Below are 17359 nucleotides of genomic sequence, written 5' to 3' on the forward strand. Positions count from 1 at the left end.
CGCAACCCTGTTGCGCGCGGATGGTTCCCTATCCGGCACCATCCAGCGTGTCCCGGACCCTGGCGGCAAGGTCGCTGAACGTGAACGGCTTGGTAATCAGCTGGACGCCTTTGTCGAGACGTCCATGATGCACAATTGCATTGCGCGCGTAGCCGGTTGTGAACAGCACCTTCAGTGTCGGGACAAGCTTTCTCGCTTCGACGGCGACCTGCGCGCCGGTCATCCCGCCAGGCAGCACGACGTCTGTGAACAGCAGATCGACCCGGGATTGCCGCTCCAGCAGGCGCAACGCCGACGGTCCGTCATGGGCTTCGACGACGCGGTACCCTAGCTCGCGCAGGCATTCGACCGAATAGGTCCGCACATCATCGTCGTCCTCAAGGACAAGAATGGTTTCCTCGGCGGCCCCTTCGGGAATCGGACCAATTTTCTCTGTCTCAACGTCGATTGCGGCGCGCATCAGCCTGGGCAGATAGATCTTGATCGTCGTGCCCTGACCGAGCTCCGAATAAATCTTCACATGTCCACCCGATTGCTTGACGAAACCGTATACCTGGCTGAGGCCCAGACCCGTTCCTTTGCCGACCGGCTTGGTGGTAAAAAATGGCTCGAACACCTGGTCGAGCGTGGCGCCGTTCATGCCCACTCCGGTGTCTGAAACGGAGACCATGACATACTGGCCCGGAGCGACCTCGGTATGCACGGCCGCGTAGGCCTCGTCGATATGCGTGTTAGCCGTCTCGATGGTCAGCTTGCCGCCTTCCGGCATCGCGTCGCGAGCATTGACTGCAAGGTTGAGGATGGCCGCTTCCAGCTCATTGGCATCCACCTCGACCTGCCAGAGGCCCGCCGCCTGAACCGATTCGATCGACACCGCCTCGCCTAGGGTGCGCTGTAGGAGCTCCGACAGTCCCCCGACCAAAGTATTGAGGTTCGCGGGCTTCGGATCCAGCGGTTGGCGGCGGGAAAAGGCCAGCAGCCTCTGGGTAAGCGCGGCCGCGCGCTCGGCTCCCTTCATAGCGTGAGTCGCCGCGCGTTGCAGCCGCGGGGAGCCATCCTCGAGATTGCGATTCAATATGTCGAGATTGCCGATGATGACCTGAAGGAGGTTGTTGAAGTCGTGCGCGACGCCGCCCGTCAGCTGACCGACCGCCTCCATCTTTTGTGATTGTCGCAGCGCCTCCTCATTGCGACGCAAGGCTTCGGTTCGTTCGGCGACCTGTTGTTCGAGCGTTGCGTTTAGTTCGCGCAAGGCCGCTTCGGCGCGTCGGCGCTGATCGAGCTCGCGCTGGGCAGATCGGCTCAGGTTGGCATTGTCGATCGCAACGCCCGCCTCGGCGGCAAGGCTGATCATACCGCGCTCGGAGCTCTCGCTGAAAACGCCCACGGACGAGTGGCCGAAGAACAGACCGCCGAGAACCTCTCCGGAACGCGAGAACACCGGGACGGCGAGATAACTACGTACCGGGAGATGGCCGTCGGGCATGCCTGACCGCGGCGCGTTATGCCCGTAGCGCGCGTCCTGCGTAATGTCGTCCGAACGGACGATGCCCTCTCCGTTGAAGGTGGGCGCGAACACCGCGGTGTTACGCGGCATTGGAAACTTCTCGAATGCAGACCGCGGCGCGCCGGAGAGGGTGTAGAGCGTGTAGCTCTCGCCGGCATCGTTCTCGACATTGTAGAAGAAGGCACCGAACTGTGCGCCGCTTAGTTCAACACCGGCGTCGGTCACGGTCTGCACGAGGCGGTCCAGATCGGGCTCGCGGTTCAAGGCCGACCCAGCGCGTTGCAAGATGCCCAAGATGCGGGTTTCCTCATGGAGGGCACTTTCGGCGCGCTTCCAGTCGGTCCGGTCGCGGACGATTTTGACAAAGCCTTCAATTGGGCCGTCGCCGTCCCGGATCGGCGCCATCTCGCCGATCGCCCAGATTCGCTCTCCGTCCTTTCGGATGCGCCAACCTTCCTGGCCGCCTTTCCCTGTGCGACGGGCGTCTTCGAACTCAGCGGCGAGGCGACCCGCTTTGATGTCCTCGGCGTCGAACAAGCGCTCGAGGCGCTCGCCTCGCATCTCTGCTTCTGTCCAGCCGAGAAGTCGTTCGGCCCCCGCGTTCCAGGAGACGACATCACCCTCCGGATCGAGGGTGATAATCCCGGTATCGACCGCACTATCGAGGATCGCCGACAGCGTCTTCGCGTTCAACTCAATCATCTAGATTGTTCATGCAATCAGCACCCGCTCGATGTCCTATGGACACGACCATCATGGCCCAACGCTCAAAACGGAAAACGGTTGTTCGCCGCGGAGAATAATGGGCGCGGGGTCCGCTGCTTTGCAACACCGTCCGGGTGCCCGTCGGAATGGCGGCCCCGAGAGAACCTCGTATCAGCGTACGGGTCGAGCATTGTGTCTTGGGCCGAATTGCCCCCAGCGTGCATGGCAGCGTCGCAGGCCGACGAACAATAGGCCGCCCAATCGACCATAAAGCCGCCGCTTCTCGAAGGGGTCGCCGCCGGACGGTCGCATCGCGTACCGCCACGCTACCATTTCGGCGATGGCTCGGCCTGGCGAACTGCGCGTCCAAGCGTTGTAGGTTGGCGCCGGGCCCGCCAAGTCCTGCCTCGCCTTCACCTGACGTGCGGATTTGCAGTCGCGCGTCCTCCTCGGAATTGATAGGGATGTACCATGGAGACGCTATCCTATTCGAGAAGCAGTGGGGAGTCCTGAGCCAGGCTGGTGGTGCTGCTTGCCGCCACCGGCGCGCGCTTCTCCCAGATTGCCCGGATGACCGTCGGCGACGTCCAACTGAGCCAGTCACGATTGATGATCCCGCAATCGTTCAAGGGTCGCAAGCGCACGCTCAGCTATATCCGCGTGCCCGTAGGCGCCGACACGATCGCCGCGATCGAGCCCGCCACGCGCGGTCGCAGCCCGTCCGCGCCGCTTCTTGAGCATTGGCGCCACAAGCAGGTCGGGCCGAACCAGTGGGAGCAGGTGGACCGCGGTCCCTGGGCTTCGTCCTCGGCGATGCTGTGGCCGTTCCACAAGGCCGTGGAGGATGCCGGGCTCAGCAGCGCGATCATCCCCTATGCGCTGCGGCATTCATCGATTGTGCGGGGGCTGCGCGCCGGACTGCCGATCCGGCTGGTTGCGGCGCTCCACGATACGTCGGTCGCGATGATCGAACGGCATTATTCGCGCTGGATTACCGAAGGCCTTGACGAGCTAATCGCGCGCGCTGTGGTTCCGATCGTCTCCAAGGCGGCATGAGCCGCCTCCATATTTTGCCGCTACGCACCCGAATGCCACCATCCCGCCAGGTCACCGCCGTTATTTGAAGCCGTCATTGCCCGCTTCCATTTTACCGCACGTCGACCTTGCTGAGGCAGTACCGCCTAGGTCGTGCTCGATGCGCCTCGAAAGCTTAGGTAGAGTTCGTGACTTAGCCACCACTCGGTTGTCCCAATGCTCCCGCGACGCCTGGGCGCTGTCGGATGCAGGACAACAGGCCGAATGGTTCTGCGCGATGACGGGGTTACCCTAACCTTTGCGTATGGTCACGATCCTAGAGGCGCCGCATAGCGCGCACGGGCCGGTGCTTCTCGCAAAGCCATCTGAACCGGCAAGTTCGCGCGCAGCCTGATTGGCCTGGCTTGGCCAGGGGAGCTCGAGCTTCTCCGCAATACATTCGTCACATGTTGCGTTGGGCGCTAGCCGCGCGATGAGTGCTCGCACGCGAGCTAGTACCGAATTTTCCCCTCCCATTGTATTGCTATGGGAGAACAGGGCGGTTCCCCGCAATGGAATTCGGCGGCATGCATGTCACGCCGAACGCAATCTGAACCTGCGCTAGGCTGAGACCTCTTCCCCGAGCTTTCGCCACACTAGGTCCAGGTGAGAATTACCCGTCCATTTGCCGGAACGCGAAAGTCGATGCGATCCGCGGAGCTGGTATGCGGCCGCAACGCATCTCCACCGACGGTGACGAGCCGTACGGTGGGGAGTTTGCGGCGTTTCCGGCGCACGACGCTCAACCCCGCCGTGCAGGTCTCACCACCATCCAGGGTCAGAGTGAGGGCATTATCGCCGGTACGTTCGCGGGCGCGCACGAAATGGTCGCAGTAGAGGAGGAAGGGTGCGTCCTCGACCTGATGAAAGGAGCGCGTCGCGAAGACCATTGCCGCGCCCGCGCCATAGACTTCCTGTCCAACCTGGCCCGCAAGCTGGCCGTCGGGATAGAGGTCCTCGATCGGAAAGGAGAGCTTGCGGTCGACATGCCCGTTCGTTTCGCGCTGCTTTGGCGAGATTGCTTCGGGAGGCAGCGCGTCGGGGTAATAGAACCAGGCGCGATCAAGGGCATATTTGCAATATTCGGCGATCAGCATGCGCGCCGCAGGCTCAAGGTCGGGACCACTATCGTCGAGATAATTCTCAAAGGCGGTATAGGCGTCGAAACATTCATAGATCGCCATGTACGGCGCATCCTGCAGGCAGGTCGCCCCAAGGAAGTTGCGGTAATGGACGGCCAGCTCGAGCTCGCTCTCCCAGATCTCGCAGTTGTGGAAGAAGCTGCCGAGATAGACATAGCTCTGTTCCAGGTACACGTCCTGGGAGGTGATCCGCCACAACCGCATGCAGGCCGCGGCGCCCCATGCTGTGAGATTGGCCTGGTAATTGACGTTGAAGCGCAGGCCCATCGCGGCGTCGATCGCAGCACGCGCTTCGTCGAGAAAGCGCTTGTCGTCGGTCAGCTCGAAAGCCTGGAGCATGACCCAGGCGAAGACGCCCCCAACGTCGGTTTGGCCGCGCCCATCTGCCCCGGCAGTCTCGGTGATTACCGAGAAGTCTTTCACACTATACTGGATCGGCCACCGGTACTTGAATCGGTGCGCGGCCTTGATGCCGAACTCGATGGACTTGAGAAACAGGGCGCGCGCCTCGGTGTCGCCGTCGAGCGCGAGCCGCCCGAGATTGAGCATCGGATGGTAGAGGTACCAGCTGTCGACAGCATCGGCGTCCTTGTCGTCGCCGACGTTCGGCAGGTAGCGCCGAAGCGTGTCGAGTTTGGTATCGTAGAACTTGCCGAGCCCGGCCTTGAACTCGGCTTCGAGCGGATGCGGCTCCCCGCACCACTTGCCCCAGTCGTGGATCGCCGCGACGATCGACATCTGGACCATGATGTCGGGATATTCGGCTGCGGTGTAGGGATGGACATAGCGATGGCCATAGTGGCGGATGGTGGCCTCGGGCGCCTCGTCCAGGTCGCGCAAGGTGCGTTCGGCGCGATCGATCCAGTCCCGATACTCGGTGCGCGGCAAGTCGAGCATCTTATAGGCGACGCCGAGCATCTGCAGGAACTGGCGCGCCGACTCCCGCTCCTCCGAGTTGGTCTCGTGCCGGAAGACCAGGATCGCATCGGACAAGGTCAGTTCGACGCCTGCGGCCAGCGGCTGGGTCGGCGGCGTACCGCTTTGGGTCGGCGTAGGTGGCAGGTAGCCCAGTTCTGGCCACACCCCTCCGACCGCGCCATCCGGACTGGTCTTGGTCGCGCGGTAGAATGGATTCATCGCGGTCAGGTTCTGGAAATAGAGGACATTCCCGAAGGCGGGCTCCTCCAACCGGAAATAGAGCAGGCCCGAATTGAGACCGCGCTGGCCCGCTTCCACTGTTCCGACCGAGCCGAGCGGATCGTCATCGTTGTCAAGCGGGTACAAGTCACGCGGCAGGAACGGCACAAGCAAGGACGCCGAAGGGGTGAGCGTCACCGTCAGGCGTAGATTCTCGAGCGCATCGCCGCCCGTGCGCAGGGTGATCATGTGTTCGCCGATTACACTCGACACGCGCAGGCGGATCGCCTCGCCCGCTCCGGGCTTTAGCTTCGTCACTTCGTAGTCATCGGCGAGAAAGGCAGCGCGGAGCGCAAGCCCACCGCGCCCAGGGCGGCGGATCAAGGCCCAAACCGAATCCCGGCTGCGCACCATCTCAACGTCGAGCGCTCCGACCGCGCAATTCGCAATCTTCTTGGTCGAGCCCTCGGCGAGCGCTCGGCGCAAGGCGAGGACAAACGGTGTCGCGCTGAAGTTCTTCGGTTGGAGAGCAGTCGTCGCCATTTCTTGTTCCCCTGAAAGCACCGCCGATTGCAGCCGGAGAACAGCGGTTCGAGACCGATGTTCCACGCGCGGCTGCCGTCCTTGACGCAGGTTAGGTAGTTTCTTTCGGAGAATGGCCTGCTGCCGGAACGGGTGGCCCCGCCATCGGTTTGTTCCGCTCAGGAAAGTGGAGGCGGATATGGCAGACAAGCAGGCGATGCAGGCGGACGGCGACACCAAGCGCAGCGCCCCCGATGGGGTCGAAACGCCAGCGTCAAAGGGCGAGAGCCAGGGCGGTGCGTATCCCAATCCGCATACCGGCGGCGATGGCGGTCATTTCGATGGCGGGCAGAGCCACAAGGACTATGAAGGTCCTGAAAATCCGAATGCCACCACCGGCTCCGATCAATAGCACCGAGAGACCGCCGCGGGCATTCTCCTGCGTAATTCCCTTTGATCTCAGCTCCTGTCGGAACTCCTTACGCGGCATGGGGTTCGAGCGGCGAGGGAGAATTTCATGTCAATCCTAGCCGACCCGCCCGCCCGTAGCCTTTCCGACGCACATACCGCCATGCCGAGCCTCAAGGGGCGCAAGGCAATCGTCACCGGCGGTACCACGGGGATTGGGCGGGCCATTGCTACGCTGCTTGCGTCCGAGGGCGTTGACGTTTTCGTCTGCGGTCGAGACCCCCAGCACCTCCAGGATGGACTCGAACGCATCCGTGAGGTCGGCAAGGGCAATGGCATTGCGATCGACTTGGCAGAGATAGACGGTGTCGATCGTTTTGTGCAGGCGGCAAGGGACTATTTCGGCGACTTCGATATCGCAATCGTGAACGCTGCGATTCCGGCGCAGGGCGTCACCAAGATGAGCGCCGACGAACTCCGCTATGCGATCGCTACCGACTTCACTGCCTATCTCACGACAGCCCATGCCGCAGCGGAGGTTTTGAAGGACAAAGGTGACATCGTCTTCATCGGTTCTGTCGCTGCCCATATCCTGGGTGGAGATTCCAGCGTCTATGCCGGCATGAAGGCAGGCGTCGCCGGCTTTGCCGAAGCGCTCCGCAAGGAGCTGGCTCCAAAGGGAATCAAGGTCTGCAACGTCGAGCCTGCCAAGACCGGCGCCGACTTCCAGTATCCGAGCTTCACGGCGGAGGAGCAGGCGGAGGAAAATCGCAAGGAAACGATGTTGCGCGCGGAGGACATCGCAGTCGCGGTCCACTTCGTCCTCACTCAGGCGCGCCGCGCCAACGTCCAGCAGGTGGTGATCGCGCCGCGCGCGCGAGGTGAGGAATGAGCGGCTTTCCCGTCGATCGCTTGATCCTCGGTCCGGACGATATCGACCTGTCCCGCTCCCCGCTGGCGGGACACTTCGATGCCGAGACCTATGTTCTCGGCGCGTTCAATCCCGCGCTGACGCGCCTTCCCAATGGCAATCTCGCCATCTTCGTTCGCGTGGCGGAAGCGCTGCGGCGGCCGATCTATGACGGATATATTCATGCGATCCGCTGGGAAGACGGCAGGTTTGTTCTCGACGCTTGGTCCCTCGAGCTCGTCGACACCGCGGATCCTCGCAAATTCCTACTTCGCGGTGGACGCTGGAAAGTCATGGCGCTGACATCGCTATCCTGGATCCTGCCGGTCGAGCTCAGCCCCGATGGGTTGGAGATCGTCGAGATTCACTATGACAAGGCAATCGCGCCAGAGGGCAGTTTCCAATGCTATGGCATCGAGGACGCTCGTGTCTCCAAGGTCGGGGATCGCTGGCTGATGACGACCTGCTCGGTAAGCCCGGAGCGTCATTCGACCACCCTTTACAGTTCTGACAACGGTCTCGACTTCCGCTTCGAGGACATCGTCCTCGACCACCAGAACAAGGACATGCTGATCTTCGAGGGGCTGATCGACGGCAAATATTGGGCGCAGACGCGCCCGCTCGGCGACCTCTATTTCACCTATCCGCCAGGTAGCGAATGGCGCGGCGGGCCCTCGATCAATCTGGCTACCTCGCCCGACGCGCTGCACTGGAAGCCGCACCGCGAGCCAGGAATCCGTCCGCACGCCGCGACGATCGCCACCGCGCGCATGGGCGGCGGTACGCCGCCTATCCTAACGGACGACGGATGGCTGACATTGTGGCACGGTGTCGAGCCCAAGGAGATTGTCGGCATCTACCGTACCTATTGGTCTATCCTTGACCGGGACGATCCGGCCAAGGTTGTTCGGACCGAGCATAGCCCGCTCCTCGAGCCCGCGCCCGATCTCACCAAGCCGCTGGAGGACAAGATGTACGTCCGGGACGTGGTTTTCACCACCGGGATTGCCGACGGGGGTGACCATTACATCGTGGCGTCGGGCGAGGCGGACCTGGCTTGCCGCATCACGCATATCCCGAAGTCGGTGTTTCAGACGGCGAGGATAGAGGAAGCGGCCTAGTCCGCCGTAAATAGCCGCGGGATTTCGCCAAGCAGCTCTCGGGCGAGGAAGCCGATCTTTCCGGATGCCGCAGCGCGGCGGCGTCCGGACTCGCCGTGGAGCCATACGGCCCAGGCGGCAGCGACTCGAGGCTCAGCGCCGCGCGAAAGCAGCCCTCCCAAAATGCCGGCCAGAACGTCTCCCGATCCTGCCGTGGCGAGGCCCGGCCCACCACCTTCGTAACGAAGCACTTGCTCGCCCGGCGCAGCGATCCAGGTCTCCGCGCGCTTGAGTAGGACAATCGTGCCGAACCGCTCCGCCGCCGACCGCGCGAGCGCCTCGGGCCCGTCGCGCACCTCGGCCTCGTCGCAACCCATCAACTGCACCATCTCCCCGGGATGCGGCGTCAGCACGATGCGACCGGCATGGGTGCGGACGGCAGCGGCGCAGTCACGAGCGCCACCGATCGCCGCCGCGTCGAGAAGAATGGTGCGCCTCCTCTCGTTCTCGTCGAGCAACCGTTGGACGATGGGTGTGGCGGCCGACTGTGGGCCCATGCCCGGGCCGAGCACCAGGGTATCGCAGGCTTGCAGAAGTTCGAGCAGCTTGGACGCGGCCTCCGCGGCGATCTCGCCATCTTCGTTCGCCGGCAGGCCGAACACCGCCGCTTCCGGCATGGCGATGCCCAGGGGAAGGGCAGCTGGATCGACGGTCGCGAGCTGGACTTTTCCCGCGCCGGCGCGGAATGCCGCCTCGCCGGTCAATGCCAGCGCACCGGGGACCGTGCGCGATCCGCCCGCGATTAGAACCCGTCCGCGCGCATTCTTGTCGGTCTCCGCTTCGATCTCGGGAAGCGGATGTTCGGCGAGCCAATCTGCGTCGAGCGTGATCATCCGCGCGCCGCCACCAGCGTGTCGGGCGCGCTGGTGACCTCGGCCACCGCATCCTCCTCGATTGGGGCGACCTCGTTGTAACGGAGCAGGTCGAGCCCGCCGTCCTTACCTTTCGATGCGTCGAAACGGTACTCGGTCACCGAGCAATTCGCGACGTCACCTTGCTCATCGATCGCGAGTATCTCCTCCTCGCTCAGATTCTCTATGATGGTGCGCATGCACAGGACGACGACCTGGTGGCCGACGATCATTACGCGCCGCCCGCCATAGTGAAGCGAGACTGTGTCGAGGAGGCTGCGCAACCGCAGGATCACGTCGCACCAGCTCTCGCCGCCCGGCGGACGATGGTAGAACTTGCCCAGCAGCCTGCGGAATTCCGCCTGTTGCGGTAGCTGGGCCGCGACGCCGGCGGTGGTCAGCCCGTCGAGGATGCCGAACTCCTTCTCGCGCAGCCGCTCGTCTATGCAGACCGGTTCGTCGGGCTCGGCGCCCCCGGCGTCCCGAAAACGCCGCGCCGTCTCGCGCGAGCGGGCATACGGGCTGGAGAGGATGACGTCTGGTCGGCCGTTTCCGCGCCCTTCGGCGAACCAGCGCCCTAGTGCATCGGCCTGCCGCTCGCCGAGCACCGATAGCGGCACATCGACGTCGCGGGTGTCCAATGGGATCCGCTCCAGGCCGGCGGCGTGGGCCGCGTCGCGCGCGACATTGCCAGCGCTCTGGCCATGGCGGACCAACCAGAGCCGTTCCGGCCAGCGGGCCGCTTCCGAGCCGCTCACGCAGTGTCGCGCCGGCGACGGGTTTCCCAACCTTTCTTGGCGGCGGCGGAGCGCGTTTCGGCGCTCTGGCTCGACCCGCTTTTGCGGCCGCCCTTGCGGGCACTCTCGTGGTGTTCCTTTTTCCCGCGTCCCGAGCCGGACTTCTTGCCGCCCCCGGATTCCTTGTTCACGGTCGCCCAGGCGCGGCGCTCGGCTTCCTTCTTGGACGTACCGCGATTCTCATAGCCTTCCTCGATATGCTCCGCCTTGCGCTTTTGCTTGTCGGTATATGCGCTCTTGTCGCCCTGCGGCATGGTCCACTCCATCGACGCCCGGATAGGCAGTCCAACGACGCTGGCGGTCGAACGATCCGCGGCGCTGCCGCGCACGGCAGCGGTCAGAGGGGCGCATTGGTGTCGGAGCCGGCAGACGGACCTGAGCTGCCGGTCGCCCATCTTCGCCAGCGACTGGTTCATTCGCGTCGAACCCAAAAGGTACGGCTCGCGAAACGTTCGCCTAAAGCATCTCGAGCGGGCGCGGCGCGCGGGGCGGCGGGAACGCCACGTCCAGCTTCGCCAACGTCGCGTCGTCCAGTGTGATGTCGACCGCCGCCCGGTTTTCCCGGACATGGGAGACGCTGCTCGCCTTCGGAATTGCGATCAAGCCGGAACGGCGCAATACCCAGGCAAGGGCGAGTTCGGACGGTGTTACTCCGATCTCCGCCGCGATGGCGGCGAGCTTCGGATTTGCCGGCAGTCGGCCCTGCTCGACCGGACTGTACGCCATGGCCGGGATGCCGCGCTTGGAAAGCCAGGGCAGGAGGCCATGCTCGGGACCGCGACGGGTCAGATTGTAGAGGATCTGGTCGGTTGCGCAGGCAGCACCGCCCGCGGCGATTAGCTCTGCCATGTCGTCGGCATCCAAATTGCTGACGCCCCAATGCCGGATTTTGCCCTGGGTCCTGAGGGTTTCCATTGCTTCGGCCGTCTCGGCCAACGGGACATTGCCGCGCCAGTGCAGGAGATAGAGATCGAGGCGATCGGTGCCAAGCCGCTTCAGGCTCGCCTCGCACGAGCGCGCCAGACGATCGCGTGATGCGTTCTGCGGGTAAGCCTTGCTGACTAGGAAGAGTTCGTCGCGCATGCCGGCGATAGCCTCGCCGATCAGCATCTCGCTTGCGCCCTCGCCGTACATTTCAGCCGTGTCGATCAACGTCATGCCCAGATCGATGCCAGCACGCAGCGCCGCGATCTCCTCGCCGCGGCGTTCCCGCCGGTCCCCCATCTTCCAGGTTCCCTGTCCCAGGCATGGCACTTGTACGCCACCGGGCAGCTCAATCATGCGCATTCTTCAGCCCTCGACTTGGGGGATGCAACGCGCGAAACTGGCGACGGCCCCATACCCCAGCCGTAACTCACGAGCATTTGCCGGCCATTTAGACCGACCACACGTCATGCGAGTTCGCCAGCGTGGCCGACCGCACGATGAGCCTGACGGTCGGTCACCTGACCAAGGTACGCTCTAGCGCGTAAGATAGGCCCCGACCGCGTCGGCGCCGTTGCCGACCGCATCGACCGCTTCCTGGAGCCGCTCGCGGCTAACACCAAATTTCTCGGTCCAATAGGCGACCTCATACTCCTCGCCCATTGCGATGCGCGAGCTGTCCTGCGGTGCCCGCAGCGTCTTGTTGTCTGCCATGCTGACCTCCTCCTTGTTCGGCCCTCCAACGTCCCGGATTCACAAGAGTTTCCCGACGCTTGACACAAAGGGAACGAACTGGACCCGAATCGAGTCTAGCGAGGATGAAAACCTCTGCGTCCGTTGCTCGCGGTCCCCGCTCCGCCGTATCCCGTGGGGGCCCGCCGCCCTTCCGCCCTGTTCAGCTAGCCCAGCTGGTCGACGCGGTCCCCGCCGGCGACCGGTGGCTCCACGAGATGAAATATGACGGATATCGCACATTGGTCGCGGTCGGCGGCGGAGAGACGCGCGCCTATACCCGCTCGGGACTGGATTGGTCGGAGCGGTTCGAAGCAATTCTTAGCGAAGTCGCCAAGCTCAAGGTCCGCTCCGCACTGATCGACGGTGAGGCGGTGGTGCTCGATGGCGACGGCCGGTCGAGCTTTCAGGCGCTACAGGGCGCACTCAAAGGGGCGCCGGGCACCATCGACTATTTCGCGTTCGATCTGCTCGAATTGGACGGAGAGGACCTCACCGACCTTCCGTTGCTCGAACGCAAGGAACGGCTGCGCGCGATCGTGCCCGAGGACAGTCTCCACCTGCGCTATTCCGAGCATATCCGAGGCAATGGCGAGAAGCTGCTCGCCAGCTTTTGCAGCGCCAATCTCGAGGGCGTGATCTCGAAGCTCGCCACTGCCAAATATGTCGGCTCGCGCAGCGGCAGCTGGGTCAAGACCAAGTGCATCAAGCGCCAGGAATTCGTCGTCATCGGCTGGACGCCGTCCGACAAGTCGCGGACCTTCCGGTCGCTGATCCTGGGCGTCCATGAAAACGGCGCGTTGCGCTATGCCGGCAAGGTTGGGACAGGCTTCAACACTGCCGAGTTGCTGCGCCTGATGGAGATCATGGCGCCGCTCGAGCAAAAGCAGCCGACCGTCCAGGCGCCGCGCGCAGAGGTCCGAGGCGCGCACTGGTTGAAGCCCAAGCTGGTCGCGGAGATCGCTTATACGGAGATGACCAACGAAGGGACGCTTCGGCACCCGAGCTATCTGGGGCTGCGCGAGGACAAGAAACCCGAGGCGGTCGTGCTCGAAGTGGAGGCGCCGGTTGCCTCGGCGGCAGTGCCTGCGGCGACCCGCGTCAAGATCAGCAATCGCGACCGGGTGATCTTCCCGGAATCGAGCATCACCAAGGGCGAGCTCGCCGACTATTACGCCGCCGTCGCCCCGATCATGCTGCCCTGGTGCGGTAGTCGGCCTATCAGCCTGGTGCGCTGCCCGCAGGGCCGCGCCAAGAAATGCTTTTTCCAGAAGCACGATGCGGGCAGCTTCGGCGACACCGTCAAGCATGTCGGTATCCTGGAGAAAGACGGACATGAGGAACCCTATCTGTTCGTCGACACCGCCGATGGGCTGCTGACCTGCGTCCAGATGGGTACGATCGAATTCCATGGCTGGGGTGCGCGGATCGAAGACGTCGAGAAGGCCGACCGGCTGGTGTTCGACCTCGATCCCGATGAGGGGCTCGATTTTGAGGCGGTGCGCAAGGCGGCATTTCATTTCCGCGATATTCTGAAGTCGATCGGGCTCGAGACGTTCCCGATGGCGACCGGTGGCAAGGGCATCCATGTCATCGCGCCGCTGGTGCCCAAGGCCGAGTGGCCCGAGGTGAAAGACTTCGCCCACCGTCTCGCCCAGGCGGTGGCGCAGAGCGATCCCGACAACTTCACGGCCGCCTTGCCGAAAGTGCAGCGCAAGGGCCGCATCTTCGTCGATTATCTGCGCAATCAGCGCGGAGCGACCGCGGTCATGCCCTATTCAGTGCGCGCGCGGCCGGAGGCGCCGGTCGGGGCACCGATCACCTGGAAGGAAATGGAAACGATTCCCAAGCCGTCGCATTTCCACATCGGCGATGCTGCCGAACTGGTGAGGCGCGCGGCTTCCAAGGCACTGTCCGGTTGGGGCCGCGCCGACCAGGTCCTGCCCGACCTGTGAAGATCGCCACCTACAATGTGAATGGTGTCAATGGCCGGTTGCCCGTACTGCTACGCTGGCTCGCCGAAGCACAGCCCGACGTGGTCTGCCTCCAGGAGTTGAAGGCGCCGCAGGAGAAATTTCCCGAAGGCCCGATCCGTGATCTCGGCTATGATGCGATCTGGCATGGTCAGAAGAGCTGGAACGGCGTCGCGATGCTCAGCCGGGTCGGCGAGATCCACGAGACGCGACGCGGACTTCCGGGCGAGCCGGAAGACAGCCACAGCCGCTATATCGAGGCAGCGGTCAACGGTGTGCTGATCGGAGGGCTTTATCTGCCCAACGGCAACCCGCGTCCGGGCCCCAAGTTCGAATATAAGCTGCGCTGGTTCGACCGGCTCATCGAACATGCCGCCGGGCTTCTCGAGTCTGGCCTGCCGGTGATGCTCGCCGGCGACTTCAACGTCATGCCGACCGAGCGCGACGTCTATAAGCCCGAGCGCTGGCTCGACGATGCGCTGTTCGCGCCCGAGGTGCGCGCCGCCTTCTTCCGGCTGATTGGCCAGGGCTGGACCGACGCGTTGCGGACGATTCACCCCGACGAGACGATCTACACCTTCTGGGATTATTTCCGGAACGCCTATGGCCGCGATGCGGGGCTGCGCATCGATCATCTCCTGCTGAGCGCTGCGCTCGCCGATCAGTTGGTCGATGCGCAGGTCGATCGTCATGTCCGAGGCTGGGAGAAGACCAGCGACCATGCGCCGGTGTGGGTCGAGCTTAGCGACACGCCGAAACGGAATAAGCGTCAGCCAAGGTCAGCGAACCAAGTGGCATAAGGCGTGGCGCGCGCCATGTGTCGGTTGAGGTCCGGCGCACCGTCGCCCCACCAGACCGGCCCGCGCTCCCCGAGTGCGTGCTTGGCGCGATCGACCGCCTCATGCGCTGCCGCCTCGGCGTCGTGATCGCCGCTACGGCGCGCCGTGCCCACCGCGCGCCGCGCCGCCATCAATTCCCGGACCAGCCCTTCCCGGCGATCATGCGGAAGGGCCGGGTCGGACATCCGCCATAATCGACCGCGCACCAAGAAATAGCGACCATCGGGCGTGACCGGATGTCCGCCGGCAAGATGCGTTTGCTCAGCCACGTCTTATCTGAGCCGCGACAAGCGCCCGGCCGAAGCGCATACGGCGAGCCAACGGGCACGCTCCGCCTCGGCGTCGGGCAGAGCGCGATGCGCCGGAACGCCGCTCGCCATCGGGCTTGCGCTGCGCGTCATGACCTCATCGGCTGCCGACGCCAGCTGCGTATCCGCAAATGCTGGAGATAGAATGGAACGGGCAGATTCGACCATCGCTTCGTCGCTGCGACGTAATCTGAGGCCATGGCGCTGAAAGCCCGCAGCCCGCAGCAACGCACTCAACCATTTGCCGTCCCAGGAAGGCGCGCTGGCCAGCAGGTCGTGCCCCGTGAGGACCTCGACCATTCGCTGCGCGACATGTTGGTGCGGCATGCCCTCTAGCAACAGCGTTCGCCGATCGATCCGGTGAATCGCCTGCGCAGCATCGTCCCAGTCCGTCCAACCGGGCGCGGGGAGGATCAGGTGGGATTCCGAACGGCCATCGGCGAACACCCAGGCGACCTCAATCGGATAGCTGCCCTTGCCAAGCGACGAGGCTTCGAAATCGAGAAAGACCAGCATGGAGCCGAAACTACCGTGGAGCGCCCAGGCTCCATATGCGAAGGGCCGACCCTTTCGGGACGGCCCTTCCATTGTCATCCGAACGCGGACAGCTCAGGCGAGCCGGACCCCCGCGGTGGAGGTCATGCTCAGAAAATCCGCCGCGTGCGGCAAGTGACAATGAGACATCAGACCACCTCCTTTCCGTTGTTGAACGAGAATTCGAACGTGGGGTCACGATCACGGAATTGCAATTGCGCAAGGCATTGGCAACACGAGGAATATAGCCCCGGTCTCAGACCGACCGGTCTTCACACCGTGCTATGCTCAATGTTGCTCGCCCCATGACCGGGTGGCGGCTCCTCGCCGATGACGCTGCGTCCGCCATAGCGGTGCGAATTGTGGCGCTCTTGCGCGATGAGGGCCTCAACCGACGGGCCTGTGGCTGTCGCTTCGAGACGGCGTGCCTGCGCGTCCAGCCGGCGGATGGCATCGAGCTCCTCGCTCTGGCCGAGCCTGGCGTTGCAGACTGCGGACTTCATCACCGCTATCGTGCGGTCATAGACCTTGAGCGGGACGGGATAGGGGTGTCGGTCCTTGCCGCCATGGGCGAGCGAGAAGCGGGCAGGGTCGCTGAACCGGCACGGCGCCCCATGGACGACCTCCGCGACCATCGCCAGCGCACGTACCGTACGCGCGCCGACGCCCGGCACGAGCAGCAGATCGGCGAAGTCCTTCGGCCCCCGCTCGGCGGCCGCGGCCAGCGCGCCGTGCAGCCTGCGGCCGATGATGTTCTCCGGGCGGACGTCATGATGATCGGGCAGGACGAGATGCGGCAGCAAAGCCTGCGCAGCCGGCACCGCCGGGGCTTCGAAGCGTGCGAGCTCGCGGGCGATCCCATCCGGGCCGATCGAGCCGAGCAACTCGAGCTGGCCCTCCCGCGAAGCGGCCGCCCGGCGGTCCGCCAGATTGACGATGACCCCCTGGTCGCGCCCGTCGATCGCGGCGTGCGGCGCGTCAGTGAAACTTTCGAGGCCTTCGCTCAGCCAATGGTACCGCCGCGCCTGTTTCCGGTCGCCGTTCATGCCCTGCTGAACAACGACCCAGCGCCCATCATCGCTGACGATGAAACCGTGGAGATACAGCTCGAAGCCGTCCTGAACCGCCGCGCTGTCGACCTTGGCGACCAGCCGGCTGGCCTGGCCGAGCCGCGCGCCGTCAAGCCCGGTGCGCATCCCCACCGCCAATAGCTCGGCTGGCGTCGCCCTGCTGTGTTTGCCGCGGCCGCCGCAGACATGGATCCCCAGCTCGTGGGCGCGGGGCGCGAGCCCGCGCTTGAGGGCGCCGATCACGCTCGTCGTGATGCCGGACGAGTGCCAGTCCATGCCCATCACTGCGCCGAAGCACTGAAACCAGAAGGGGTGCGCAAAACGCCGCAGCAGCTCGTCGCGACCATATTCAAGGACGATCGCCTCCACGAGAATCGTCCCGAGCTTGGTCATCCGCTCGCCGAGCCAGGCCGGCACGCGGCCGCTATGGAGGGGCAGATCGGCGCTGCCTGCGCGGCGGCTCATGCCAGGATTGTCCGGCCGGACCCGATGGCGTCGAGGGGGATGATCCAAGCGGGCGGATACGCGTTCATGATCATTAGCATAATAGATCAGGAACAGATTGTGAACAACGAGCTGCGGCGCGACGGCGGGGACACCGCGATGGAGATGTACGGTTGCCGGCGGGCGAGGCCGCGCCGGTCGATAGCGACCGCATTAGCATCGACACCGTATCAGACAGTTCCCGATTGACCGGCTCTCTGCTCACGGGCGAGGGAGTCGCGCAATCGTGGATGGCACTCTTTATGGGAGCCGGGACGGCGCC

At 64.2% G+C, this 17359-nt stretch carries 15 protein-coding genes and 1 pseudogene; 6 read left to right on the plus strand and 10 right to left on the minus strand.

Features of this window, described 5'->3' with window-relative positions; genetic code table 11:
• Positions 1–28: 28 nt before the first annotated feature.
• Complete coding sequence (locus IAG41_RS15815; protein WP_187729608.1) at positions 29–2209, minus strand: ATP-binding protein; 2181 nt, start codon at positions 2207–2209, stop codon at positions 29–31.
• 525 nt (positions 2210–2734) lie between these two features.
• Here IAG41_RS15815 and IAG41_RS15820 point away from each other — a divergent pair.
• A complete protein-coding gene (locus tag IAG41_RS15820; RefSeq protein ID WP_222950723.1) occupies positions 2735–3268 on the plus strand; it encodes a tyrosine-type recombinase/integrase in 534 nt (177 codons plus the stop codon).
• A gap of 614 nt (positions 3269–3882) precedes the next feature.
• Here IAG41_RS15820 and IAG41_RS15825 read toward each other — a convergent pair.
• The gene (locus tag IAG41_RS15825; protein ID WP_187729609.1) at positions 3883–6108 is read right to left on the minus strand and encodes a hypothetical protein; all 2226 of its coding nucleotides are present in this window, start codon (positions 6106–6108) and stop codon (positions 3883–3885) included.
• Positions 6109–6286: 178 nt separating this feature from the next.
• Between IAG41_RS15825 and IAG41_RS15830 the strand changes: the two genes are divergently transcribed.
• The 3 genes from IAG41_RS15830 to IAG41_RS15840 all read left to right on the plus strand — a co-directional run bounded on the left by IAG41_RS15830 (position 6287) and on the right by IAG41_RS15840 (position 8526).
• Positions 6287–6499: a hypothetical protein gene (locus tag IAG41_RS15830; protein ID WP_187729610.1), complete on the plus strand. Its 213-nt coding sequence runs from the start codon at positions 6287–6289 to the stop codon at positions 6497–6499.
• A gap of 105 nt (positions 6500–6604) precedes the next feature.
• Positions 6605–7387: an SDR family oxidoreductase gene (locus tag IAG41_RS15835; RefSeq protein WP_187729611.1), complete on the plus strand. Its 783-nt coding sequence runs from the start codon at positions 6605–6607 to the stop codon at positions 7385–7387.
• The gene (locus IAG41_RS15840; protein ID WP_187729612.1) at positions 7384–8526 is read left to right on the plus strand and encodes a glycosidase; all 1143 of its coding nucleotides are present in this window, start codon (positions 7384–7386) and stop codon (positions 8524–8526) included. The genes IAG41_RS15835 and IAG41_RS15840 overlap by 4 nt, the downstream gene beginning before the upstream one ends.
• Here the strand turns inward: IAG41_RS15840 and IAG41_RS15845 are convergent.
• The 5 genes from IAG41_RS15845 to IAG41_RS15865 all read right to left on the minus strand — a co-directional run bounded on the left by IAG41_RS15845 (position 8523) and on the right by IAG41_RS15865 (position 11851).
• On the minus strand, positions 8523–9398 hold the full coding sequence (locus IAG41_RS15845; RefSeq protein ID WP_187729613.1) for an NAD(P)H-hydrate dehydratase: 876 nt from the start codon (positions 9396–9398) through the stop codon (positions 8523–8525). The two genes, IAG41_RS15840 and IAG41_RS15845, sit on opposite strands and share 4 nt — an antisense overlap.
• Positions 9395–10174 (minus strand): histidine phosphatase family protein, encoded by a 780-nt coding sequence (locus IAG41_RS15850; protein ID WP_187729614.1) that lies wholly within the window; start codon positions 10172–10174, stop codon positions 9395–9397. Before IAG41_RS15850 ends, IAG41_RS15845 begins: the two co-directional genes overlap by 4 nt.
• Entirely contained in the window at positions 10171–10467 is a 297-nt protein-coding gene (locus IAG41_RS15855) for a plasmid stabilization protein (RefSeq protein ID WP_187729615.1), read from the minus strand. The genes IAG41_RS15850 and IAG41_RS15855 overlap by 4 nt, the downstream gene beginning before the upstream one ends.
• A gap of 202 nt (positions 10468–10669) precedes the next feature.
• Positions 10670–11500, minus strand: coding sequence for an aldo/keto reductase (locus tag IAG41_RS15860; protein ID WP_187729616.1), 831 nt, complete (start codon positions 11498–11500; stop codon positions 10670–10672).
• 174 nt (positions 11501–11674) lie between these two features.
• Positions 11675–11851 carry a DUF3606 domain-containing protein gene (locus IAG41_RS15865; protein WP_187729617.1) on the minus strand — a complete coding sequence of 59 codons (177 nt, stop codon included), beginning with the start codon at positions 11849–11851 and terminating at the stop codon, positions 11675–11677.
• Between the two features lie 155 nt (positions 11852–12006).
• Between IAG41_RS15865 and ligD the strand changes: the two are divergent.
• Positions 12007–13824, plus strand: a pseudogene (ligD, locus tag IAG41_RS15870) (DNA ligase D); the annotation flags it as partial.
• Positions 13821–14642, plus strand: coding sequence for an exodeoxyribonuclease III (gene xth / locus IAG41_RS15875; RefSeq protein ID WP_187729619.1), 822 nt, complete (start codon positions 13821–13823; stop codon positions 14640–14642). The pseudogene ligD and the gene xth, both read left to right, overlap by 4 nt.
• Here the strand turns inward: xth and IAG41_RS15880 are convergent.
• The 3 genes from IAG41_RS15880 to IAG41_RS15890 all read right to left on the minus strand — a co-directional run bounded on the left by IAG41_RS15880 (position 14612) and on the right by IAG41_RS15890 (position 17058).
• Positions 14612–14866: a hypothetical protein gene (locus IAG41_RS15880; RefSeq protein WP_187729620.1), complete on the minus strand. Its 255-nt coding sequence runs from the start codon at positions 14864–14866 to the stop codon at positions 14612–14614. The two genes, xth and IAG41_RS15880, sit on opposite strands and share 31 nt — an antisense overlap.
• 87 nt (positions 14867–14953) lie before the next feature.
• Entirely contained in the window at positions 14954–15505 is a 552-nt protein-coding gene (locus IAG41_RS15885) for a transcriptional regulator (protein WP_187729621.1), read from the minus strand.
• 290 nt (positions 15506–15795) lie between these two features.
• On the minus strand, positions 15796–17058 hold the full coding sequence (locus tag IAG41_RS15890; RefSeq protein ID WP_187729622.1) for a DUF763 domain-containing protein: 1263 nt from the start codon (positions 17056–17058) through the stop codon (positions 15796–15798).
• Positions 17059–17359 lie beyond the last annotated feature (301 nt).

It is taken from the genome of Sphingomonas sp. JC676, from assembly GCF_014489075.1.
Classification (GTDB): Bacteria; Pseudomonadota; Alphaproteobacteria; order Sphingomonadales; family Sphingomonadaceae; genus Sphingomonas.

Excerpts from the sequence above, each read along its gene's own strand:
- IAG41_RS15855 (WP_187729615.1), bottom strand. The coding sequence starts at position 10,467 with ATGCCGCAGGGCGACAAGAGCGCATATACCGACAAGCAAAAGCGCAAG.
- IAG41_RS15845 (WP_187729613.1), bottom strand. The coding sequence starts at position 9,398 with ATGATCACGCTCGACGCAGATTGGCTCGCCGAACATCCGCTTCCCGAG.
- IAG41_RS15860 (WP_187729616.1), bottom strand. The coding sequence starts at position 11,500 with ATGCGCATGATTGAGCTGCCCGGTGGCGTACAAGTGCCATGCCTGGGA.
- IAG41_RS15880 (WP_187729620.1), bottom strand. The coding sequence starts at position 14,866 with ATGTCCGACCCGGCCCTTCCGCATGATCGCCGGGAAGGGCTGGTCCGG.
- IAG41_RS15890 (WP_187729622.1), bottom strand. The coding sequence starts at position 17,058 with ATGAGCCGCCGCGCAGGCAGCGCCGATCTGCCCCTCCATAGCGGCCGC.
- IAG41_RS15830 (WP_187729610.1), top strand. The coding sequence starts at position 6,287 with ATGGCAGACAAGCAGGCGATGCAGGCGGACGGCGACACCAAGCGCAGC.
- IAG41_RS15885 (WP_187729621.1), bottom strand. The coding sequence starts at position 15,505 with ATGCTGGTCTTTCTCGATTTCGAAGCCTCGTCGCTTGGCAAGGGCAGC.
- IAG41_RS15825 (WP_187729609.1), bottom strand. The coding sequence starts at position 6,108 with ATGGCGACGACTGCTCTCCAACCGAAGAACTTCAGCGCGACACCGTTT.
- IAG41_RS15840 (WP_187729612.1), top strand. The coding sequence starts at position 7,384 with ATGAGCGGCTTTCCCGTCGATCGCTTGATCCTCGGTCCGGACGATATC.
- IAG41_RS15865 (WP_187729617.1), bottom strand. The coding sequence starts at position 11,851 with ATGGCAGACAACAAGACGCTGCGGGCACCGCAGGACAGCTCGCGCATC.
- IAG41_RS15835 (WP_187729611.1), top strand. The coding sequence starts at position 6,605 with ATGTCAATCCTAGCCGACCCGCCCGCCCGTAGCCTTTCCGACGCACAT.
- IAG41_RS15815 (WP_187729608.1), bottom strand. The coding sequence starts at position 2,209 with ATGATTGAGTTGAACGCGAAGACGCTGTCGGCGATCCTCGATAGTGCG.